We start from the raw sequence: 21,835 nt of genomic DNA on the forward strand, positions 1-21,835 counted from the left end.
CCTGGCTGTTCAAACAAGACAGAGAAGCCCATGAATCACGCTATCCATGTCGATCACTTGAACAAGACCTTTGCGAAGAAATCCGCGTTGGTCGACCTCGAACTCACCATTGCCCCAGGTGAGATGGTCGCGCTGATTGGCGCTTCCGGTTCCGGCAAGTCCACTTTGTTGCGCCACTTGGCGGGCCTGGCCTGTTGCGACAAGAGCAATGGCGGCAGCGTCAAGGTGCTGGGCCGGGAAGTGCAGGCCAGTGGGCGCTTGAATGGCAAGGTGCGGCGGCTGCGCGCAGACATCGGCTACATCTTCCAGCAATTCAACCTGGTCAATCGCCTGAGCGTGCTCGACAACGTGCTGCTCGGTTGCCTGGGCCGCATGCCGCGCTGGCGCGGCAACCTGGGCTTGTTCAATGCTGAAGAGAAAGCCTTCGCCATGGAGTCCCTGGCACGCGTTGGCCTGGCCGACCTGGCCGCGCAAAGGGCCTCGACCTTGTCCGGCGGCCAGCAGCAGCGCGTGGCGATTGCCCGTGCATTGACCCAGCGCGCCGAGGTGATTCTGGCCGACGAACCTATCGCTTCGCTGGACCCGGAGTCGGCACGCAAGGTCATGGAGATCCTCGCCGACATCAATCGCCGCGACGGCAAGACCGTGGTGGTGACCCTGCATCAAGTCGATTACGCCATGCGTTATTGCCCGCGTGCCGTGGCCCTTAAAGGTGGCCGCATTCATTTCGACGGCCAGGGCAGCGAGATGAGCAGCCACTTCCTCAATGATTTGTACGGTGCCGACGTCGACACCAGCCTGATGTTTTCCGACCAGTCCCGCCACACCACCGTCACCCCTCGGCTGGCCCTGGCGCGCGCTTGAAACCCTACTCACGACCCACAGGAATCCTTTCCATGTTGAACCGTATCGGTCATGTTTTTCTGTCTGCGGTGTTGCTGGCCAGTGTGGCCTTGGGCAATGCCCATGCCGCCGACAAAGCGATCAACTTCGGCATCATGTCCACCGAGTCTTCGCAGAACCTCAAGAGCATCTGGCAGCCGTTCCTGGATGACATGCACAAGAAGACCGGCCTGACCATCAACGCCACCTTCGCCTCCGACTACGCCGGCCTGATCCAGGGCATGCGCTTCAACAAGGTCGACGTGGCCTGGCTCGGCAACAAGGCCGCGATGGAAGCGGTGGACCGTTCCAACGGCGAGATCTTCGCCCAGACCGCCGCCGCCAACGGCGCCGCCGGTTACTGGAGCGTGCTGATCGTGCGCAAGGACAGCCCGATCAACAACGTCGAAGACATGCTCAAGAATGCCAAGAACCTGACCTTCGGCAACGGTGACCCGAACTCCACCTCGGGCTACCTGGTACCGGGCTACTACGTGTTTGCCAAGAACAATGTGGATGCCGCCACCGCGTTCAAACGCACGCTTAACTCCAGCCATGAAGTGAACGCCTTGAGCGTCGCCAAAGGGCAGTTGGACGTCGCCACCTTCAACACCGAAAGCTGGGAACGCCTGGAAGTCACCCAGCCGGACAAGGCCGCCATGCTCAAGGTGATCTGGAAATCGCCGCTGATCCCGGCTGACCCGATGGTGTGGAGCAAGGCCTTGAGCGACAGCGAGAAAACCAAGATCCGCGACTTTTTCGCTCACTACGGTGACACCGATGAAGAGAAGGCAGTGCTGAAGAACATGCAACTGGGCAAGTTCCTCGCCTCCAGCGACGACCAACTGTTGCCGATCCGCCAGCTGGAGCTGTTCAAGCAGCGCACCACCATCAGCGCCGACAACAAGCTGGAAGCGGCTGACAAGGCCAAGAAGCTCGCCGACATCGATGCTGATCTGGCCAAGCTGCAACAGCGCATCTCTGAACTCGACAAAAAAACCGCCTCCAACGGCTAACCGGCCGCCACCTATCACTGTAGGAGCGAGCTTGCTCGCGAAAAACTCGAGGACGCCACGGTTCTCCAGGCGCCCCGCGTCATCGTTGGCGATCTTCGCGAGCAAGCTCGCTCCTACAGAAAGCGACTGAGAGTGACCCATGACAACCTTGCACGCTGAAGCCGTCGGCAAACGCACCTGGCCGCAATACCTCGGCTGGGGCCTGTTCCTGGTCCTGCTGGCCTGGGCCTGGCACGGCGCTGAGATGAACCCGCTGGCGCTGTACCGCGACTCCGGAAACATGGCGACCTTCGCCGCCGACTTCTTCCCGCCGGACTTCCACGAATGGCGCTCCTACCTCAAGGAGATGATCGTCACCGTGCAAATCGCGCTCTGGGGCACGGTGTTGGCGATTGTCTGCTCGGTGCCGCTGGGCATCCTGTGTGCCGACAACATCACCCCGTGGTGGATTCACCAGCCGCTGCGTCGGGTGATGGACGCCTTTCGTTCCATCAATGAAATGGTGTTCGCCATGCTGTTCGTGGTCGCCGTCGGCCTCGGTCCTTTTGCCGGCGTTTTGGCCCTGTGGATCAGCACCACCGGCGTCCTCGCCAAGCTGTTTGCCGAAGCCGTCGAAGCCATCGACCCAGGCCCGGTGGAAGGCGTACGTGCCACCGGCGCCAGTGCCTTGCAAGAAGTGATCTACGGCGTGATCCCCCAGGTGATGCCGCTGTGGGTGAGTTACGCGCTGTACCGCTTCGAAGCCAACGTGCGCTCGGCCACGGTGGTCGGCATGGTCGGGGCGGGCGGGATCGGCGTGATCCTTTGGGAAAACATCCGCGCCTTCCAGTTTGTACAAACCTGCGCGGTGCTGCTGGTGATCATCGTGGTGGTGAGTTTGATCGACGTGTTGTCCCAACGCCTGCGCAAGCAGTTCATCTGACGTCGGAGGGGTGCCCGCGCGGCGCTTTTTTTAAGCATGCAGTTGTCTAGACAAGATGAGCCGGTGTACCGCGAACTCGCGGATATCCTGCGCCGTGAATTGAGCAGCTACAGCGCCGGCGACTTCCTGCCCGGCGAGGTGCACATGGCCGAGCGTTTTGGCGTCAACCGCCACACCTTGCGCCGTGCCATCGACGAGCTGGTATTCGAAGGCAGCCTGTTGCGCCGCCAGGGCAAGGGCACCCAGGTACTTGATCGCCCCTTGATCTACCCGATGGGCGCCGAAACCTCCTACAGCCAGTCACTGTCGGCCCAGGGCGTGGGCGTCGAGGCGGTGCTGCTCAAGCGCCGCTACTGCTACGCCAGTCGGGATGAAGCGCAGCACCTGGGCATTGCCGAAATGGCGCCGATGATCGAGCTGCAGACCCTGCGCAAGCTCGACCACCAGCCCGTCAGCCTGATCCGCCATCGCTACTGCGCCAGCCGTGCGCCGTTGCTGGCTGACTACACCGGTGGTTCGCTGCGCCAGTACCTGCGCGAACGCGACCTGCCGCTGACGCGCACCCAAAGCCTGATCGGTGCGCGCTTGCCCAACCGTGATGAAGCCGCGCTGCTGATGATGCCTCGGCACTTGCCGGCCCTCACCGTATTTACCCTTTCCCGCGATCGCGACGGCCGCCCGGTGGAGCTGGCGCAGTCCACCAGCCGTTCGGATCGCTTCCAGTACCAAGTGGTGACCTGATGGAGACCCTGATGAATCTGTCCCCGCGTCAGCATTGGATTGGTGTGCTCGCCCGCGCCCAACTCAGTGAACTGCAACCTCACGAAGCCGCGTTGAAAGACGCGGAATACCAGCTGATCCGCGCCCCGGAAATCGGCATGACGCTGGTGCGCGGCCGCATGGGCGGTAATGGCGCACCGTTCAACGTCGGCGAAATGAGCGTGACCCGCTGCGTGGTGCGCCTGGCCGATGGCCGCACCGGCTACAGCTACCTGGCCGGTCGCGACAAGGCCCACGCCGAATTGGCGGCCCTGGCCGATGCCCATTTGCAAGGCGCGCAGCCAAGTCTTTGGCTCAGCGATCTGATCACTGCGCTGGCCAATGCCCAGGCCGCCCGCCGTGCACAAAAAGAAGCTGATACCGCCGCCACCAAGGTCGAGTTCTTCACCCTCGTGCGAGGAGAAAACTGATGAATGCGCAACTGTTGCAACCGGCGTTTGTCGACCCGGTCCTGGACGCCCAGCGCGGTTTTCGTGCGGCCCTCAAAGCCTTGGCCGAACCCGGTTTGATCCAGCACCTGCCGTCCGCACCGCGCCTCGATGGCCTGGCGCCCGCCACCTATGCCCTGTGCCTGGCGATGCTGGATGGGGACACGCCGCTGTGGCTTGCACCGAGCTTCGACACGCCGCTGATCCGCGCCAACCTGGCGTTCCACTGCGGTTGCCCGTTGACGGCGAACCGTGAAGACGCGGTGTTCGCCTTGCTGGGCGAGCAAGACCTGCTCGACCTCAGTGGTTTTGACCACGGCAATGATCGCTATCCCGACCAGTCCTGCACCTTGCTCGTGCAGCTTACCGACCTGGAGTCCGGTCGCGGCCTGCGCTGGCGCGGCCCGGGTATCAAGGCCCAGCGCCAGGTGCACCTGCCGGTGCCACAAGCCTTCTGGCAGGAACGTCAGCGCCGCGAAGCTTTCCCCCGTGGCCTGGACGTGCTGTTTGCCGCCGGCCATCACCTGATCGGCCTGCCGCGCAGCAGCCGTGTCGCAGAGGAGCACGCCTGATGTACGTAGCCGTCAAAGGTGGCGAACAGGCCATCGACAATGCCCACCGCCTGCTGGCGAAAAAGCGCCGGGGCGATACCGCGATTCCCGAACTGAGCGTGAAGCAAATCCGCGAGCAACTGCCCCTGGCCGTGGCGCGGGTGATGACCGAAGGCTCGCTGTTCGACGAAGAGCTCGCCGCGCTGGCGATCAAGCAAGCGGCGGGGGACCTGGTGGAAGCGATCTTCCTGCTGCGCGCCTACCGCACCACGCTGCCGCGCTTCAGCCCGAGCCTGCCGATTGACACTGCGCAAATGTCGCTGAGTCGGCGCTTGTCGGCCACGTTCAAGGACGTGCCCGGCGGCCAGTTGCTCGGCCCGACTTTCGATTACACCCACCGCCTGCTGGATTTCTCGTTGCTGGCCGAAGGTGAATACCCCGGCCCGCAAACCACGCCCGACGCGCGCATCCAAGCCTGCCCACGGGTGCTCGGCCTGCTCGCCAAAGAAGGCCTGATCAAGACCGAAACCGACGACAACGCCAGCGTCGCCGATATCACCCGCGACCCGCTGGAATACCCGGCCAGCCGCGCCGAGCGCTTGCAAGCCCTGGCCCGTGGCGATGAAGGCTTTTTGTTGGCGCTGGGCTACTCGACCCAGCGTGGCTACGGCCGCAACCACCCGTTTGCCGGCGAGATTCGCATCGGCGACGTCGAGGTGTGGATAGACCCGGAAGAACTGGGTTTTCCCATCTGCCTGGGCAGCATCGAAGTCACCGAGTGCGAGATGGTCAATCAGTTCGTCGGCTCGGCTACCGAATTGGCGCAGTTCACGCGCGGGTATGGCCTGGCCTTTGGACATGCCGAGCGCAAGGCCATGGGCATGGCATTGGTCGACCGCTCGCTGCGCGCCGGGGAATACAACGAAGAGATCGTCTCGCCGGCCCAGCGTGAAGAGTTCGTACTGGCCCACTGCGACAACGTCGAGGCGGCCGGTTTTGTGTCGCACCTCAAATTACCGCACTACGTGGACTTCCAGTCCGAACTGGAACTGATCCGCAAACTGCGCCAACCGGCCGAGGGCCCGAGCCATGAATGACGCTGCCTACAACTTCGCCTACCTCGACGAACAGACCAAGCGCATGATCCGCCGCGCCTTGCTCAAGGCCGTGGCGATCCCCGGTTACCAAGTGCCGTTCGGTGGCCGCGAAATGCCGTTGCCTTACGGCTGGGGCACCGGCGGCATGCAATTGACCGCCGCGATCCTCGGCGCGGACGATGTGCTCAAAGTCATCGACCAAGGCGCGGATGACACTACCAACGCCGTGTCGATCCGCCGCTTTTTTGCGCGCACCGCAGGCGTCGCCACCACCGAAGCCACGCCCGACGCCACGGTGATCCAGACCCGCCACCGCATCCCGGAAACACCCTTGCAGGCCGATCAGATCATGGTCTACCAGGTGCCGATCCCCGAACCGCTGCGCTTCATCGAACCGTCGGAAACCGAGACCCGCACCATGCACGCCCTGAATGATTACGGGGTGATGCACGTGAAGCTCTACGAAGACATCGCCACCTTCGGCCATATCGCCACCAGCTACGCCTACCCGGTGATGGTCGACGAGCGCTACGTGATGGACCCATCGCCAATCCCCAAATTCGACAACCCGAAACTCGACATGAGCCCGGCGCTGATGCTGTTCGGCGCCGGTCGCGAAAAGCGCTTGTACGCGGTGCCGCCCTACACCCAGGTCACCAGTCTCGACTTTGAAGACCACCCGTTCGAAGTGCAGAAGTGGCAGCACAACTGCGCCATTTGCGGCAGCCACGATTCGTTCCTCGATGAGCTGATTCTCGACGACGCGGGAACCCAGCGTTTTGTGTGTTCCGACACCTGGTACTGCGCGCAACGCGTCAAGGAGAACAACCAGTGAGCCAGCCGTTATTGCAAGTGCGTGACCTCTCCCTGTTGTACGGCCCGGAAAAGGGCTGCCAGGGTGTGAGCTTCGATTTGTACCCCGGTGAAGTGCTGGGCATCGTCGGTGAGTCCGGCTCGGGCAAGTCCACCTTGCTCTCGCTGTTGAGCGGGCGCCTGCCGCCGCAAGCGGGGAGCATCGGCTACCGCAGCAAGGACGGCGAATGGCTGGATTTGTACTGCGCCAGCGAAGCTGAACGCCGCACCTTGCTGCGTACCGAGTGGGGCTTCGTCGAGCAGAACCCCCGCGACGGTTTACGCATGGGCGTGTCAGCCGGCGCCAACATTGGCGAGCGCCTGATGGCCCAGGGCGTGCGCAATTACGCGCAACTGCGCGGTGCCGGTCTCGATTGGTTGGGCCAGGTGGAAATCGACCCGCAACGCATCGATGACCTGCCGCGCACCTTCTCCGGCGGCATGCAGCAGCGCCTGCAAATCGCCCGCAATCTCGTCTCCAGCCCGCGTCTTGTGTTCATGGACGAACCCACCGGCGGCCTCGACGTGTCGGTGCAAGCGCGCCTGCTTGACCTGCTGCGCGGGCTGGTGCGTGAGCTGGATCTGGCGGTGGTGATCGTCACCCACGACCTGGCCGTCGCGCGCCTGTTGGCCGACCGCCTGATGGTGATGCGTCGCTCCCGTGTGGTGGAAACCGGGCTCACCGACCAGATCCTCGACGATCCACAGCACCCTTACTCTCAACTGCTGGTGTCTTCGGTATTGCAGCCATGACAAATGCCTTGATCGAGGTCCGTGACCTCTCGAAAACCTTCACCCTGCATCAGCAACATGGCGTGGTGCTCAACGTGCTGCGCGGCGTCGAGTTCAGTGTGCAGGGCGGTGAATGCCTGGTGCTGCACGGCCAGTCCGGCGCCGGTAAAAGCACCTTGCTGCGTACCCTCTACGGCAACTATCTGCCGGCGGGTGGCAGCATTCGTGTGCAGCATGCGGGCGAGTGGCTGGAGCTGGTCGGCGCCGAGCCGCGTGACATTTTGCAGGTGCGCCAGCAAACCCTCGGCTACGTCAGCCAATTCCTGCGGGTGATCCCCCGCGTGGCGTGCCTGGATGTGGTGATGGAGCCGGCGTTGGCCCGAGGCTGGTCGAAGGCCAATGCGCAGTCGCGTGCCGAGCACCTGCTGACCCGCCTGAACATCCCGCAACGCCTGTGGCAGCTGGCGCCCGGCACCTTCTCCGGCGGCGAGCAACAGCGCGTCAACATCGCCCGCGGCTTCATGGTGGCCTGGCCGGTGATGCTGCTGGACGAACCCACCGCGTCGCTGGACGACAACAACCGCCAGGTGGTGCTGGAGCTGATGAACGAAGCCAAGGCCGCCGGCGCGGCGCTGATCGGCATCTTTCACGATCGCGCCGCCCGTGAAGCCGTTGCCGACCGCCATTTCGACATGACCCCCACGCCTGTTGCCCAAGAGGAATACGCCCATGCCCGCTGAACAGATCCTCAGTAATGCCCAGATTGTCACGGCTGATCGCATGTTCCTCGGTTCGGTGGTGCTGCGCGACGGCAAGATCGTCGACCTCGCTGAAGGGCGCAGCCAGTTGCCCCAGGCCCAGGACTTGGGCGGTGATTTCCTGTTGCCGGGCCTGGTGGAGCTGCACACCGACAATCTGGAAAAACACATGACCCCGCGCCCCGGCGTGGACTGGCCGTCGACCTCGGCCGTGCTCAGCCACGACGCGCAGATCATCGCGGCGGGCATCACCACGGTGTTCGACGCCGTCTCCATCGGCGACGTAAATCCCAAGGGCAACCGCATGAAGAAGCTGCCGGCGATGCTCGATGCCATCGCCCAGGCGGAAGGCGCCGGGTTGACCCGCGCCGAGCACCACCTGCACCTGCGCTGCGAGCTGTGCCACCCGGACACCCTCAGCGTGTTCCGCGACCTGGTGGAAAACCCGCTGGTGCAACTGGTGTCGGTGATGGACCATTCGCCGGGCCAGCGCCAGTTCGTGCTCGAATCCAAGTACCGTGAGTACTACATGGGCAAGTACCACCTGAACGACGAAACCATGGACGCGTTCATCGTGCTGCAAAAGGCCAATTCCCTGGCGTACAGCGACCGTTATCGCGCCGCCATCGTCGAGCATTGCCTGGCGCGCGGCCTGTCCGTCGCCAGCCACGACGATGCGACATTGGCCCATGTACAAGAGTCGGCGCGCTACGGCATGACCATTGCCGAATTCCCTACCACCCTGGAAGCGGCGAAGGGCTGCCAGGCGCTGGACATGAAAGTGTTGATGGGCGCGCCGAACGTGGTGCGCGGCGGGTCGCACTCGGGTAATGTGGCCGCCGCCGGCCTGGCGGCCGAGGGATTGCTGGATATACTTTCCAGCGATTACTACCCGGCCAGTCTGTTGCAGGCTGCCTTCGTGCTGGCCGACCAGCAGGACGGCGGCGACCTGTCGCGGGCGGTCAAGATGATCAGCCTGGCACCGGCAAAAGCCGCGGGCCTGAGCGATCGCGGCGAAATCGCCATTGGCCTGCGCGCGGACCTGGTCCAGGCCCGCAGCCGCGAAGGGCTGCCGGTGGTGCAACAAGTATGGCGACAAGCGAAGAGGGTGTTTTGATGGCAGGCAGGTTGATCTATCTCATCGGGCCCTCCGGCTCGGGCAAGGACAGCCTGCTGGATGCCGCACGCCCACGCCTGGCCGAGCGCGGTTGCCGCATCGTGCGCCGCGTTATCACCCGCTCGGCGGAAGCGGTGGGCGAGGCCGCGCAAGGGGTCAGCCCGGAACAGTTCGCCGCGCTGCAGGCCGAGGGCGCCTTTGCCCTCAGCTGGCAGGCGAATGGCTTGTCCTACGGCATTCCCAAGGCGATCGACGAGTGGTTGGCGGCGGGTGACGACGTGCTGGTCAACGGCTCCCGCGCGCACCTGGCACAGACCCGTGCACGTTATCCGACGTCGCTGGCGTTGCTGCTGACGGTGGATCAGGCAGTGCTGCGCCAACGCTTGATCGCACGTGGACGTGAGGCCCTGGCTGACATCGAGGAGCGCCTGGCACGCAATGCACGGTTCACTGCCGAATTGATCGCTGGCAATGGCGCGGGATTGTTCGTGCTGGACAACTCCGGACCGCTGGAGCACACGGTCGAGCGCCTGCTGTGCTGCCTCGACCACGGACACTCGGCATGCGCCTGACGCTGCTCGGCACCGGTGACGCGCGGCAAGTCCCGGTGTACGGCTGCGAATGCCCCGCGTGCGGTCTGGCGCGCAGCGACGCAAGCCTGCGCCGCCGCCCATGCAGCGCGCTGATCGAATGCGGCGACCAGCGCTGGCTGATCGACAGCGGTTTGCCCGACCTCACCGAACGCTTCCCACCGCGCAGCTTCAACGGGATTTTCCAGACCCACTACCACGCCGATCATGCCCAGGGTTTGCTGCACCTGCGCTGGGGGCAGGGGTTGGTGATTCCGGTGCACGGGCCGGCGGATCCGGAGGGGTTGTCCGACCTGTACAAGCATCCGGGCATCCTGGATTTCAGCCAGCCTTTTGCCGAGTTTGAAACACGCCAGTTTGGCGAGTTGAGCGTCACAGCGTTGCCGTTGCAGCATTCCAAACTGACGTTGGGTTACTTGCTGGAAGGCGAAGGGCGGCGCATCGCTTACCTCACCGACACGGTCGGCCTGCCACCGGCGACCCTGGCCTGGCTGCAACGCGAACCGCTGGACGTGCTGGTGCTGGATTGCTCCATGCCGCCGCAGCCGCAAGCGCCGCGTAATCACAATGACCTGACGCTGGCGCTGCAGAGCATTGAGCAAACCGGTGCGCAACTGGGGGTGTTGACCCATATAGGGCATACGTTGGATGGGTGGTTGCTGGAGCATCGGCGCGAATTGCCACGGCATGTCACGGTCGGCTGGGACGGCCGGATTATCTGAACGCCTACGGTTGCACAGAACGCTACTTCCTCAATAACCCCTCAACGTATTCGATAAATGCCTTGGCCTTGGCACTCGGCATTCGCCCCGTCGGCAATACCGCCCACAGGTCCTTTGGAGGGAGCTCCCAATCGGTCAATACGGGCTTCACCTCACCCCTGGCCAATTCCGGCGAGAACATCCATTCGGACGTCATCGCCAGGCCGTGGTGGGCGAGCACACCTGCGCGCAAGCCTTCGGAGGAGGTGACGCGCAAGCGTCCTTGAGCGGCGATGGTGTGTTCGTGAAGGCCTTGTTTGAAGGGCCAGAGCGGGCTTTCCCCGAGGCTGTAGATCACCGCCTGGTGGTTGAGGATATCCGCCGGGCTTTGTGGCTCTCCGAAACGTTCGAAGTAGGCCGGTGTACCGAACACCCGGCACGGACTTTGGCCAAGCCGGCGAGCAGTGAGGCCAGAATCACTCAGGTTGCCGATACGCAGGGCGACGTCGATGCCGTCTTCAACCAGGTTCAGGAGTCGGTCGTCGAGCAACACGTCGATGTTCAGGCCTGGATGTTGGTCCAGGAACGGTCCCAGGTTAGGAATGATCCGCATGCGGGAGAACGTCACGCCGGCACTGACCCGCAGGTTGCCCGTCAATCCGGCACCGGCACCGCGGGCGGCATCGTCGGCTGCGTTGGCTTCATCGATAGCCCGCTTGGCCCGTTCGAAGTATACCAGGCCCGCCTCGGTGGGGGTCAGGCCCCGTGTGGAGCGCATCAGCAGCCGCACGGCCAGGCGTGCTTCCAATTGCGCAATGCTCTTGGACACGGCGGGCTGGCCGATGCCCAGGCGTTTGGCGGCAGCGGAGAACGAGCCGGTTTCGACGACGTGGACGAAGGTTTCCATGGCGGTGAGGCGGTCCATCGGGTGTTCCTGTCTGGCTTGGCGGGGTTCAAGCCTAAGACGGTGACCCGGATGTGTCATGCGTTTCCAGTGTTGGGCGGGTGGGTTTTCAATATCCAGTAAAACAGCCGTCAGTCAGGCTCGCGTATTTTGTGCTTGAGTAAAGATAACTCTAGGGTTACTTTTATTCAGGCCAAGCCAAGGAGGCTCGGGTGCAAAGCAGGTTATTGATCAAGGAACTGCAAGAGGCAGGTTGGGTGCTGGATCGGGTCACGGGCAGTCATCATATTTTTACCCACCGCTATAGCCCGTACACCATCCCTGTGCCTCACCCCAAGAAGGACCTGCCGCTGGGCACCGTCAGAAGCATCAGGAAACGCGCCGGCTTGTTTCAGTTTTAAGGAGAACGTTCATGCAATACCCAATCTGTATCGAATGGGGCGATGACTTCACCGCCACCGGTATCCAGATCCCCGATATCCCAGGTGCGGTCACCGCCGGGGACAGTTTTGAAGAGGCCCACAACGCCGCAGTGGAAATCGCGCACATCATGCTGCAAGAGATTGCCGCAGAAGGCGGGCCGATTCCGATGCCGACGTCGGTGGCCACCCATCACGCGCACGAGGACTACGCCGGCATGGGTTGGGGGATGTTGGAGTTGGACATCTCGCCCTATCTGGGCAAGACCGAAAAGGTCAACGTGACCTTGCCTGGTTATGTCATTCAGCGCATCGACCGGTATGTGCGTGAGCACAAGGTCAAGAGCCGCTCTTCCTTCCTGGCGGATGCTGCGCTGGAGAAGCTGGTGCGGTCCTGAGGAACGTTTAAGGGATGTGTCCCGGTCAATGGGAAAACCGCGTACTTGAGTGAGCAGTGCTTTTTTAGATTTTGTTTTTCTCTTGCCAAAACAACTCGATGCTGTACGGGCTTTTGTGTTGTCGAGTGTTTCAATTGCAAAGGAATTCTTGGGTGTATCGCCTCGTGTTTCAGGGGCTTAGGGTGTTTCGGTTGGTATTGACTTTGCGGTGGTATCGGATTTTTCAGCGTGCGAGTTTCCCTATGGAACTGCTGGCTAGCGATCAGTTGGCCAGCTCTCTTTATTGAAACCAAAGGCGATGCACAATGAATAATTATGATCTGCGAAGTATGAGTCCTCTGAACAATCTGCCGTTATCGGACCCCGGCCCGTTTGGCGCAGGGTTTGGTAACAAGCCTTCTTACACAACGGACCAGGCAGCTAAACAGCTCTCGCGGGAAAACCTGCGTTTTCATGACCGTAATGGCGATTCGAAAGTCGATGTGAATTACACGGTGGATAGCAGTTTCACCTCCCAGCAACAGCGACGCGTCCGCCAGGCGACGCAGTCCTGGCAGGATGTGGCCAACATCAATTTCCGCGAGCAAGCAGGCGGGACCGACGGCACGCTCAACATCCGCAATAATCCACGCGGTGATCGGGGGGTTGCCACATCCCCCAATCGTTCTACTTCCAATACGACGGCCACGATTGGCACGCTGAGAGAGGGCGCGTCACCGGCGTTGGGCAGCCACTTTTCGGTCACGGCCATTCATGAGATTGGTCACGCCATCGGCCTGCATCATCCGGGTCACTACAACGGCGGTGCCCCCAATTACCAGTCGGGTGCGAACTATGCCGAGGATACAAAAGCGCGCACGGTCATGAGTTATTTTTCGGAGAGAAACCAGAAGGCGCACGACTTCAAGGGGCATAACCCCTCCGCGCCGATGATGGACGATATCGCGGCGGCGCAACGCCTGTATGGGGCTAACCATCAGACCCGTAACACCGACACTACCTATGGCTTCAATTCCAATACCGAGCGGGAGGCGATGACTCTCAAAAGTGCTGCGGACAAGCCTGTTTTCTGTGTCTGGGACGGCGGTGGTGTAGACACCATGGATTTCTCCGGGTTTTCCCAGGACCAGAACATCAACTTGAACGCCGAATCGTTTTCTGATGTGGGCGGGATGAAAGGCAATGTGTCCATCGCCAAGGGATGCACGATTGAAAACGCGATTGGCGGCTCTGGGCGAGACAATCTATCGGGGAATGAGGCGGCAAATCGGATCAAGGGCGGTGGGAAGGGTGACTCCCTGAGAGGCGGCGGCGGCGCGGACACCTTTGTCTACGACAAGGCCAGCGATTCTACGCCGGCCGACCCGGACATGATCGAGGATTTCACCAGTGGTACGGATAAGATCGACGTATCAGGCGCATTGAAGGACGCCGGTGTGAGCGGTCTGGTCTTTACTGATCGGTTCACCGGGAAAGCCGGTGAGGCGATGCTCAAGCACGATGCCAGCACTGGCCATTCCAGCCTGGCGATTGACCTCAAAGGGACGGGCAACGCGGCCCTGTTGCTCAAAAGCAAGGGGGAGATCAAACCCGCCGATGTGTTGTGGGGTGGGAAGGCGCCCGAGGTCCAGCCTTCACCGACGCCTTCACCGGCGCCGACGCCGACGCCGACGCCGACGCCGACGCCGACGCCGACACCAGCCCCGGCTCCCGCCCCCTTGCCAGATAAAGCGCAGGACAGCGTCGCGGGTTTGATCCAAATGTTCGCCATCTCGGTGCTGGCGTTTTTCTCACAGTTGATGAGCGCGCTGACGCCGCCATCAGATCAGCCATCCGCGAAAAAAACCCAGCCTTGAACCCATCCCTCAAGCAGTGGCAACCGTGGCCTGACGTGAAGCACTCAGGAACCGCAGCAGCGCGATCAAGGGGAACGCGCTGCCCACCAGCATCACACCCAGCCAGCCGCCGTGCTCGTACACGCTGCTGGCAATCGCCGAGCCGAAGGCACCGCCGATGAAGATGCTGGTCATGTACAGCGCGTTCAGGCGGCTGCGGCTGTTGGCGTCGAGGGCGTAGATGGCGCGCTGGCCCAGCACCATATTCATCTGTACGCAGAAGTCCAGGACCACGCCGGTCACCGCCAAGCCGATGACGCTGTACAACGGGTGCACGAAGGCCGGCAGGAAACTCAGCGCCGCAAACAGCATGGCCAGCAACGACGCGCGGTGGGTGTGACCGGCATCGGCCAGGCGACCGGCGATGGGCGCGGCAATGGCGCCCAGCGCACCGACCAGGGCAAACAGCGCGATCTCGCTTTGGCTCAGGCCGTGGTTGCGCGCCAGTTCCAGTGGGGCAGCGGTCCAGAACAGGCTGAAGGTGGCGAACATGCAACCCTGATAGAACGCCCGTTGACGCAACACTGGTTGCTCACGCAGCAAGGTACCGAGGGAGCGCAGCAACTGGCCATAGGTGGCACTGTGGTCGGGCTGGCGCTTGGGGATGGTGATCAGCAACACCACGCTGATGAATGCCATCAACGCCGCTGCCGCCATGAACATCGCGCGCCAGCCGAAGTGGTCCGCCACCACGCTGGACACGGGGCGTGCCAGCAGGATACCGAGCAACAGGCCACCCATGATGCTACCGACCACCCGGCCACGGGACTCGGCGGGTGCCAGGTGCGCGGCCAATGGGATCAGGATCTGCACCGACACCGAACTGAAGCCGATCAGCAGCGATACCAACAGGAACAGATTCGGCTGTTCGGTAAACGCCGCACCCAACAGACTGGCGATGGCCAGTACGGTGGTGGCGATCATCAGCTTGCGGTTTTCCAGCAGGTCACCCAGGGGCACCAGGAAAAACAGGCCCAGGGCGTAACCGATCTGCGTCAAGGAGACGATCAGGCTGGCCATCGCAGGCGTGAGGCCGATATCCGGCGCGATCAGCTCGATGATTGGTTGTGCATAGTAGATATTGGCAACGATGGCGCCGCAGCAAAACGCAAACAGCATCACCATGCTCCGGGTCATGGTGGTTGTAGCGTGGGACGTAGCGTTCATGGTGTTCTCATAAATGCGAAGGAAAGTGGGGCGAGCCTAAAGACAACACCGTAGCCCGGGTAGGCCGCTGGCAGTGATAACACTCATGCCCGGTAATGATGAGTGAATCGTTAACTTTCTGCGCGAAGGGTAATGATACATTCAGAAACAACTGCCGAAACAGGAAATCCCATGAAGATCACGTTGAACAAGATGCTCCTGGCTTCCACCCTGGCTGCCGCGATGGCCGTAGGCCTGGCACAGGCTGCCGAGGCGCCCCGCGTGGGCGTGCGCGGCGCCATTACCGCGATGGAAGGCGATGCGATGCACGTCAAGGTCAACAGCGGCGAAGACGTCATCGTGCACCTGACCCCAAGCACTCAAGTGCGCGCGGTCACCCTGGCCAAGATCGATGAGATCAAGCCGGGCAGCTACATCGGCTCCGCCGCCATGCCCAACGCCGATGGCACCCTGACCGCGCTGGAAGTGCACGTCTTCCCTCCGGCCATGGCTGGCACGGGCGACGGGCATCGCGCGTTCGATCTGAAAGAAGGCAGCAGCATGACCAACGGCACCGTCGGCGACCTGGTCGTGAGCAACGGGCGCACCTTGACCGTGAAGTACAAAGGCGGCGAACAGAAGATTGTGGTGCCGGAGGATGTGCCGATCGTCAACCTGGAACCGGGGGATCGCAGTTTGCTCAAGGCGGGGGTAAAGGTGGTGTTGTTTGCGGCGCAGGGGGCGGATGGGACCATCACTGCCCAAGCGATTTCGGCGGGTAAGGATGGCGTGACACCGCCGATGTAACGCAAAAATTGTAGGAGCCGGCTTGCCGGCGATGAGGCCAGCGGCAGCACCGCCAGCCTCACGATTGAATCGCCGGCAAGCCGGCTCCTACAAGGGGTGGTGCAGTTATTGGCCGGAGTAGATCTGGTCAAACACCCCACCATCATTGAAGTGGGTCTTCTGCACCGTGCGCCAGTCACCAAAGGTCTTCTCTACCGACAGGAAGTCGACTTTCGGGAAGCGATCGGTGTACTTGGCCAACACTTTCGGATCACGTGGACGCAGGTAGTTGTTGGCCGCAATTTCCTGGCCTTCCGGCGACCACAGGTACTTCAGGTAGTCTTCAGCGGCCACGCGGGTGCCTTTCTTCTCGACCACTTTGTCGACCACCGATACCGGTGGCTCGGCTTCGGCGGAGACGCTTGGGTAGATCACTTCGAACTGATCGCGGCCGAATTCACGGGCGATCATTTCCGCTTCGTTCTCGAAGGTCACCAGCACGTCGCCGATCTGGTTGGTCATGAAGGTGGTGGTCGCCGCACGGCCGCCGGTATCCAGTACTGGTGCTTGCTTGAACAGCTTGCCGACAAAGGCCTTGGCCTTGTTTTCGTCACCGCCGTTCTTCAGTACATAACCCCAGGCCGACAGGTAGGTGTAGCGGCCGTTACCCGAGGTTTTCGGGTTGGGCACGATCACCTGCACGCCGTCTTTCAACAGATCCGGCCAGTCTTTAAGCGCTTTCGGGTTGCCTTTACGCACGATGAAAACGGTGGCGGAGGTGAACGGCGCGCTGTTGTTCGGCAGGCGGGTGACCCAGTTGTCCGGCACCAGCTTGCCGTTGTCGACCAGGGCGTTGATGTCGGTGGCCATGTTCATGGTGATCACGTCAGCCGGCAGGCCGTCGATCACCGAGCGCGCTTGTTTGCTGGAACCACCGAAGGACATCTGCAGGGTCAGCTTGTCGTTCGGGTGCTCGGCTTCCCAGTGCTTCTGGAACGCGGCGTTGTAGTCCTTGTAGAAATCGCGCATCACGTCGTAGGAGACGTTGAGCAGTGTGACGGGGGCGGCCTGCACGGCGCCCGCCAGGGCAAGGCCGGCGGCCAGGAGAGAGGCGCTAACGAGTTTTTTCACTGCTCATTCCTTGTTGTTCGAGAAGGTTGCTTGATAAGTGAGGGCAATTTGCCAGCGACTATAGCTGGCGCTGCATAGACGTTTAAAGATTAAAACGTACTTTGCTTATTCCACTTTACGGAAAAGGTTACTCCCGCAACGCGAGCAGAAGGCGGCATTCGGTTCATGGCTGTTCTTCTTGCACACCGGGCAATCATGTTGCAGTTGCTCACCCCGCATGGCGCTGGCCAATTCGGCGGTGAAAATCCCGGTGGGCACGGCAATGATCGAATAACCGGTGATCATCACTAAAGACGAAATCACCTGGCCCAGCGGCGTCTTCGGCACGATATCGCCAAAGCCCACGGTGGTCAGGGTCACGATGGCCCAGTAGATACCTTTCGGAATGCTGGTAAAGCCGTGCTCCGGGCCTTCGATCACGTACATCAAGGTGCCGAACACCGTGACCAGCGTGCACACGCTGACCAGGAACACCACGATCTTCTGCTTGCTGCCGCGCAGCGCCGCCATCAGGTAGTTGGCCTGCTTGAGGTACGGGCTGAGCTTGAGCACGCGGAAGATCCGCAGCATACGGATGATGCGGATGATCAACAGGTACTGCGCGTCGCTGTAATACAACGCGAGGATGCCGGGCACGATGGCCAGCAAGTCCACCAGCCCATAAAAGCTGAAGGCGTAGCGCAGCGGCTTGGGCGAACAGTACAGCCGCAGCCCGTATTCGATCAGGAAGACGAGGGTGAAGCCCCATTCGATGTAGGCCAGCACATCGGCATAGTTCTGGTGGATCTGGTCGATGCTGTCGAGCATCACGATCACCAGGCTGGCCAGGATGATCAGCAACAGGATGCCGTCAAAGCGCCGCCCGGCCGTGGTGTCACTCTGGAAAATCATGACGTAGAGCCGCTGGCGCCAGTCGTTGTTGCTGTCCATAAATCCCGCCTGAAACTGATATCCAGCAAGCCTAGGGGGATTCGAAGGGGCTGTCCATGCGGGGTTTGCGCAGCACTCGAGCGCCTGCACGCACCAGCCAGCAGGCGAGGATGAACGGCGCGGTCAACGCAGGCAGGTGCAGGGCGGCAAAGCCGGGTGTGAGAGTGATCGCCAGCAGGATGCCCAACAGCGGCAGCCAGGGCTGGCGACGTACTTGGCTCAACGCCACGGCAGCCAGCGCCGGGTTGTAGCTGTGCAGGCCGAGGAGGGCGCTGGCGGGTTCGTCGAGCCACAGCGCAATCAGCACGCCGACACTGGCGCCGATCAAGGCCCAGGTGGCGGCGCGGCGGTTGGCTAGCCACAGGCCGAGCGCAATCAGCGCGCCCGACACCGGCTGATCCAACAGCATGATTTGCGCGAGGCCGGTAAAAGGTGCGGTGAGGGTGGCCAGAGTGTCGGGTTCGCTCAGGGCAACGGTACTCTCCGGCACCGTGCCCAGCAGCAACCAACCCAGGCCGACAAAAGGTGCGGTATAGGCCGGCAAATCATTGGGTTGAGTGGCACGTTTCAACCATTGCCGCGTCAGGATCGCGCTCAAACCTGCGCATGCCAGGATCAACGGCGGCAGCAAGGCTGACCAGGCGAAGTGCTGGCTGATCAACAGGCCCAGCAACACGCCGTTATAGCTATACAGCCCGGCCTGGCGCTCAGTCTTGGGATAACCGCGGCGCTGGGCCGTGAGCAATCCCGCCACGCCACCCAGCAGCGCGCCGCCGAGCAAGGTCGGCGCGCCGATCAGGATCGCCAGCAGGCACAGCAGGCCGCACAGCGGCTGGCGTTGCAGGAAGATCTGGCTGAAGCCGTTGAGCAGGGCTTCGGCCCAGTCGGGGCAGGTGTGGTTGTGCATGGTGGCAATACAATTGGATGGGTAAACACGCATCTGTAGGAGCCGGCTTGCCGGCGATGGCGATCTTGAGACCGCTATCGCCGGCAAGCCGGCTCCTACAAGGGGGTGTGTTAGATCAAGGTTTCGATGCGCAGCGAGTTGGTCGACCCTGGCTGCCCAAACGGCACCCCCGCCGTAATCACCAATGTATCCCCACGTTCCGCCATCCCCTGCGCCTGGGCAATCTCCAGCGCCGTGGAGCACACCTCATCTACCTGACGCAGCCGATCGTTGACCACCGAATGCACGCCCCACGCCACGCTCAACCGCCGCGCCGTGGACAGGTTGGGCGTAAGGTTGAGGATCGGCGCGACCGGCCGTTCCCGCGCCGCGCGCAGGCTGGAGCTGCCCGACTCGCTGTAGTTCACCAGCACCGCCACCGGCAGAATGCTGCTGATACGGCGGATCGCGCAGCTGATGGCGTCCGATACCGTCGCATCCGCCTTCGGTCGGCTGACATCCAGTTGCGCCTGGTAATCCGGGCCGTTTTCCACCTGGCGGATGATCTTGCTCATCATCTGCACGGCTTCCAGCGGGTATTCGCCGGAGGCGGTTTCCGCTGACAGCATCACCGCGTCCGCGCCTTCGGCCACGGCATTGGCGACATCGGTGACTTCGGCACGGGTCGGCGCCGGTGAGAAGCGCATCGACTCCAGCATCTGCGTCGCCACCACCACCGGTTTACCCAGTTGGCGGCAGGTGCTGATGATGTCCTTCTGGATCTGCGGCACGCTCTCGGCCGGTACTTCCACGCCCAGGTCGCCTCTGGCCACCATGATCGCATCGCTCAGTTCGGCGATTTCCTGCAGGCGCTGCACGGCCGAGGGTTTCTCGATCTTGGCCATGAGGAACGCCTTGTCGCCGATCAACTCGCGGGCCTCGCGAATGTCTTCCGGGCGCTGCACGAACGACAGTGCCACCCAGTCCACGCCCAACTCCAGGCCGAAGCTCAAATCGCGCCGGTCCTTGGCGGTCAGTGGGCTGAGTTCCAACAGGGCTTGTGGGACATTCACGCCTTTGCGGTCAGACAATTCGCCGCCATTCAGCACGGTGGTGTCGATGGCATCGGCATGTTTGGTGATCACCCGCAGGCGCAGCTTGCCATCGTCCAGCAGCAGGTCCATGCCGGGTTCCAGCGCCGCGATGATTTCCGGGTGGGGCAGGTTGACCCGGCGCTGGTCCCCCGGTGTTTCGTCCAGGTCCAGGCGCAACGCCTGGCCGCGCACCAGTTGCACCTTGCCCTCGGCAAAACGCCCGACGCGCAGCTTCGGCCCTTGCAGGTCCATGAGGATCCCCAGTGGGTAATTCAGCTGGCGCTCGACCTGGCGAATCCATTGGTAGCGCTGGGCATGGTCGGCGTGGTCGCCGTGGCTGAAATTGAGCCGGAAAATATTCACCCCGGCCTCCACCAGCTCGCGGATGTCATCGATACCGTCGGTGGCCGGGCCCAGGGTGGCGAGGATTTTGACCTTCTTGTCAGGCGTCATGTTTGGCAGTCTCAAGGATCAGGATGGCGCGGAAGTCGTTGACGTTGGTGCGCGTGGGCTCGGTGATGATCAAGCCGTCGAGGGCAGCGAAATAGCCGTAGCCGTTGTTGTTATCCAACTCATCGCTGGCCGACAGACCGAGGGCTTCGGCGCGCGAATAACTGCACGGCGTCATGATGGCGCCGGCGTTGTCTTCCGAGCCGTCGATACCGTCGGTGTCACCGGCCAGCGCGTACACGCCGGGCAGGCCCTTGAGGCTGTCGGTGAGGCTCAACAGGAATTCCGCATTGCGCCCGCCACGGCCATTGCCGCGCACGGTCACGGTGGTTTCGCCGCCGGAGAGGATCACGCACGGCGCCGCCAGCGGCTGGCCGTGCTGGACGATCTGTCGGGCGATGCCGGCGTGCACCTTGGCCACGTCCCGTGCTTCGCCTTCCAGGTCGCCGAGGATCAACGGGCTGAACCCGGCCTGACGGACTTTTACCGCCACCGCTTCCAGGGATTGCTGGGGTCGGGCGATCAATTGGAAGTGGCTGCGGGCGAGTACCGGGTCGCCAGGCTTGACGGTTTCCGAGGCCGGGTTCTGCAACCAGTTGCGCACCGAGGCGGGGGCGTCGATGTTGTAACGCTTTAGGATCGCCAGCGCCTGTTGCGACGTGCTCGGGTCGCCGACCGTGGGGCCGGACGCGATCACCGTGGCTTGGTCGCCGGGCACATCGGAAATCGCGTAGGTGTAGACCGTGGCTGGCCATGCGGCTTTCGCCAGTCGGCCGCCCTTGATGGCCGAGAGGTGTTTGCGCACGCAATTCATCTCGCCGATGGTCGCGCCGGATTTGAGCAGGGCTTTGTTGATGGCCTGTTTGTCGGCCAGGGTGATGCCTTCGGCGGGTAACGCCAACAACGCAGAGCCACCGCCGGACAACAGGAAGATCACGCGGTCGTCTTCCGTCAGGTTGCTGATCAGTGCCAGCACACGCTGGGCCACGGCCAGGCCGGCAGCGTCGGGCACCGGGTGCGCGGCCTCGACCACTTCGATTTTCTTGCATGGCGCGCCGTGGCCGTAACGGGTGACGACCAGACCGGTGACTTCGCCCTGCCAGACGTCTTCCACGACCAGCGCCATGGCGGCGGCGGCTTTGCCGGCACCGATCACGATCACACGGCCGCTGCGATCGGTGGGCAGGTAGGGTTCAAGGACTTGCCGGGGGTGGGCGGCGTCGATGGCTGCGGCAAACAGCTCGCGAAGCAGATGTTGCGGATCGACCGACATAAGCGGGCTCCCGGGGATTTTTTGTTATTAGAGGTGCTTCAATTTCAGGAACTGGAATGCGATCAAATGTGGGAGCGGGCTTGCTCGCGAATGCGGA

The 21,835-nt window shown here is 62.4% G+C and carries 24 protein-coding genes; 17 read left to right on the top strand and 7 right to left on the bottom strand.

What is annotated here, in order from left to right:
* Positions 1–30 precede the first annotated feature (30 nt).
* From phnC to phnP, 13 genes are all read left to right on the top strand, one after another.
* Positions 31–864, top strand: a complete 834-nt coding sequence (gene phnC / locus CI807_RS15885; protein WP_095015296.1) for a phosphonate ABC transporter ATP-binding protein — start codon at positions 31–33, stop codon at positions 862–864.
* Positions 865–896: 32 nt separating this feature from the next.
* Positions 897–1,898: a phosphonate ABC transporter substrate-binding protein gene (gene phnD / locus CI807_RS15890; RefSeq protein WP_095015297.1), complete on the top strand. Its 1,002-nt coding sequence runs from the start codon at positions 897–899 to the stop codon at positions 1,896–1,898.
* A 139-nt stretch (positions 1,899–2,037) separates the two neighbouring features.
* Positions 2,038–2,820 carry a phosphonate ABC transporter, permease protein PhnE gene (gene phnE, locus CI807_RS15895; RefSeq protein WP_016978496.1) on the top strand — a complete coding sequence of 261 codons (783 nt, stop codon included), beginning with the start codon at positions 2,038–2,040 and terminating at the stop codon, positions 2,818–2,820.
* A 36-nt stretch (positions 2,821–2,856) separates the two neighbouring features.
* On the top strand, positions 2,857–3,561 hold the full coding sequence (gene phnF / locus CI807_RS15900) for a phosphonate metabolism transcriptional regulator PhnF (protein ID WP_167351257.1): 705 nt from the start codon (positions 2,857–2,859) through the stop codon (positions 3,559–3,561).
* Positions 3,562–3,572: 11 nt separating this feature from the next.
* Positions 3,573–4,010 carry a phosphonate C-P lyase system protein PhnG gene (phnG, locus tag CI807_RS15905; protein WP_095015298.1) on the top strand — a complete coding sequence of 146 codons (438 nt, stop codon included), beginning with the start codon at positions 3,573–3,575 and terminating at the stop codon, positions 4,008–4,010.
* Positions 4,010–4,600 (top strand): phosphonate C-P lyase system protein PhnH, encoded by a 591-nt coding sequence (gene phnH / locus CI807_RS15910; RefSeq protein WP_095015299.1) that lies wholly within the window; start codon positions 4,010–4,012, stop codon positions 4,598–4,600. Before phnG ends, phnH begins: the two co-directional genes overlap by 1 nt.
* On the top strand, positions 4,600–5,676 hold the full coding sequence (locus CI807_RS15915; protein WP_095015300.1) for a carbon-phosphorus lyase complex subunit PhnI: 1,077 nt from the start codon (positions 4,600–4,602) through the stop codon (positions 5,674–5,676). Before phnH ends, CI807_RS15915 begins: the two co-directional genes overlap by 1 nt.
* A complete protein-coding gene (locus CI807_RS15920) occupies positions 5,669–6,511 on the top strand; it encodes an alpha-D-ribose 1-methylphosphonate 5-phosphate C-P-lyase PhnJ (RefSeq protein ID WP_095015301.1) in 843 nt (280 codons plus the stop codon). The genes CI807_RS15915 and CI807_RS15920 overlap by 8 nt, the downstream gene beginning before the upstream one ends.
* A complete protein-coding gene (gene phnK / locus CI807_RS15925) occupies positions 6,472–7,281 on the top strand; it encodes a phosphonate C-P lyase system protein PhnK (RefSeq protein WP_177409631.1) in 810 nt (269 codons plus the stop codon). Before CI807_RS15920 ends, phnK begins: the two co-directional genes overlap by 40 nt.
* Positions 7,278–8,000, top strand: a complete 723-nt coding sequence (gene phnL / locus CI807_RS15930; protein ID WP_095015303.1) for a phosphonate C-P lyase system protein PhnL — start codon at positions 7,278–7,280, stop codon at positions 7,998–8,000. Before phnK ends, phnL begins: the two co-directional genes overlap by 4 nt.
* The gene (locus CI807_RS15935) at positions 7,990–9,135 is read left to right on the top strand and encodes an alpha-D-ribose 1-methylphosphonate 5-triphosphate diphosphatase (RefSeq protein WP_061435888.1); all 1,146 of its coding nucleotides are present in this window, start codon (positions 7,990–7,992) and stop codon (positions 9,133–9,135) included. Before phnL ends, CI807_RS15935 begins: the two co-directional genes overlap by 11 nt.
* Positions 9,135–9,707, top strand: a complete 573-nt coding sequence (phnN, locus tag CI807_RS15940; RefSeq protein ID WP_095015304.1) for a phosphonate metabolism protein/1,5-bisphosphokinase (PRPP-forming) PhnN — start codon at positions 9,135–9,137, stop codon at positions 9,705–9,707. The genes CI807_RS15935 and phnN overlap by 1 nt, the downstream gene beginning before the upstream one ends.
* The gene (gene phnP, locus CI807_RS15945) at positions 9,698–10,447 is read left to right on the top strand and encodes a phosphonate metabolism protein PhnP (protein WP_095015305.1); all 750 of its coding nucleotides are present in this window, start codon (positions 9,698–9,700) and stop codon (positions 10,445–10,447) included. The genes phnN and phnP overlap by 10 nt, the downstream gene beginning before the upstream one ends.
* Positions 10,448–10,469: 22 nt before the next feature.
* Here phnP and CI807_RS15950 read toward each other — a convergent pair whose 3' ends face one another.
* Positions 10,470–11,351, bottom strand: a complete 882-nt coding sequence (locus tag CI807_RS15950) for a LysR family transcriptional regulator (RefSeq protein ID WP_095015306.1) — start codon at positions 11,349–11,351, stop codon at positions 10,470–10,472.
* 191 nt (positions 11,352–11,542) lie between these two features.
* On the opposite strand from CI807_RS15950, the gene CI807_RS15955 reads away from it, so the two are divergent.
* The 3 genes from CI807_RS15955 (at position 11,543) to CI807_RS15965 (ending at position 14,003) form a co-directional block, all read left to right on the top strand.
* Positions 11,543–11,731, top strand: coding sequence for a type II toxin-antitoxin system HicA family toxin (locus tag CI807_RS15955; protein WP_016978508.1), 189 nt, complete (start codon positions 11,543–11,545; stop codon positions 11,729–11,731).
* A gap of 11 nt (positions 11,732–11,742) precedes the next feature.
* The gene (locus CI807_RS15960) at positions 11,743–12,147 is read left to right on the top strand and encodes a type II toxin-antitoxin system HicB family antitoxin (protein ID WP_095015307.1); all 405 of its coding nucleotides are present in this window, start codon (positions 11,743–11,745) and stop codon (positions 12,145–12,147) included.
* Between the two features lie 305 nt (positions 12,148–12,452).
* Entirely contained in the window at positions 12,453–14,003 is a 1,551-nt protein-coding gene (locus tag CI807_RS15965) for a M10 family metallopeptidase C-terminal domain-containing protein (protein ID WP_095015308.1), read from the top strand.
* Between the two features lie 9 nt (positions 14,004–14,012).
* On the opposite strand, the gene CI807_RS15970 is transcribed toward CI807_RS15965, so the two are convergent.
* Positions 14,013–15,209: an MFS transporter gene (locus tag CI807_RS15970; RefSeq protein WP_095015309.1), complete on the bottom strand. Its 1,197-nt coding sequence runs from the start codon at positions 15,207–15,209 to the stop codon at positions 14,013–14,015.
* Between the two features lie 171 nt (positions 15,210–15,380).
* Here CI807_RS15970 and CI807_RS15975 point away from each other — a divergent pair, with 171 nt between their 5' ends.
* Entirely contained in the window at positions 15,381–15,995 is a 615-nt protein-coding gene (locus tag CI807_RS15975) for a DUF5666 domain-containing protein (protein WP_028615696.1), read from the top strand.
* Between the two features lie 105 nt (positions 15,996–16,100).
* Here the strand turns inward: CI807_RS15975 and CI807_RS15980 are convergent, their stop codons facing one another.
* The 5 genes from CI807_RS15980 to CI807_RS16000 form a co-directional block, all read right to left on the bottom strand.
* Positions 16,101–17,105 (bottom strand): sulfate ABC transporter substrate-binding protein, encoded by a 1,005-nt coding sequence (locus CI807_RS15980; protein WP_033897617.1) that lies wholly within the window; start codon positions 17,103–17,105, stop codon positions 16,101–16,103.
* 105 nt (positions 17,106–17,210) lie between these two features.
* Positions 17,211–18,035 carry an ion transporter gene (locus CI807_RS15985; protein WP_095015310.1) on the bottom strand — a complete coding sequence of 275 codons (825 nt, stop codon included), beginning with the start codon at positions 18,033–18,035 and terminating at the stop codon, positions 17,211–17,213.
* Positions 18,036–18,066: 31 nt separating this feature from the next.
* Positions 18,067–18,942 (bottom strand): urea transporter, encoded by an 876-nt coding sequence (locus CI807_RS15990; protein ID WP_095015311.1) that lies wholly within the window; start codon positions 18,940–18,942, stop codon positions 18,067–18,069.
* A 110-nt stretch (positions 18,943–19,052) separates the two neighbouring features.
* Positions 19,053–20,468 (bottom strand): pyruvate kinase, encoded by a 1,416-nt coding sequence (pyk, locus tag CI807_RS15995; RefSeq protein ID WP_016979579.1) that lies wholly within the window; start codon positions 20,466–20,468, stop codon positions 19,053–19,055.
* On the bottom strand, positions 20,458–21,738 hold the full coding sequence (locus tag CI807_RS16000; protein WP_095015312.1) for a glycerate kinase: 1,281 nt from the start codon (positions 21,736–21,738) through the stop codon (positions 20,458–20,460). Before CI807_RS16000 ends, pyk begins: the two co-directional genes overlap by 11 nt.
* Positions 21,739–21,835: the final 97 nt, after the last annotated feature.

This window comes from Pseudomonas sp. NS1(2017), assembly GCF_002269425.1.
Classification (GTDB): Bacteria; Pseudomonadota; Gammaproteobacteria; order Pseudomonadales; family Pseudomonadaceae; genus Aquipseudomonas; species Aquipseudomonas reactans.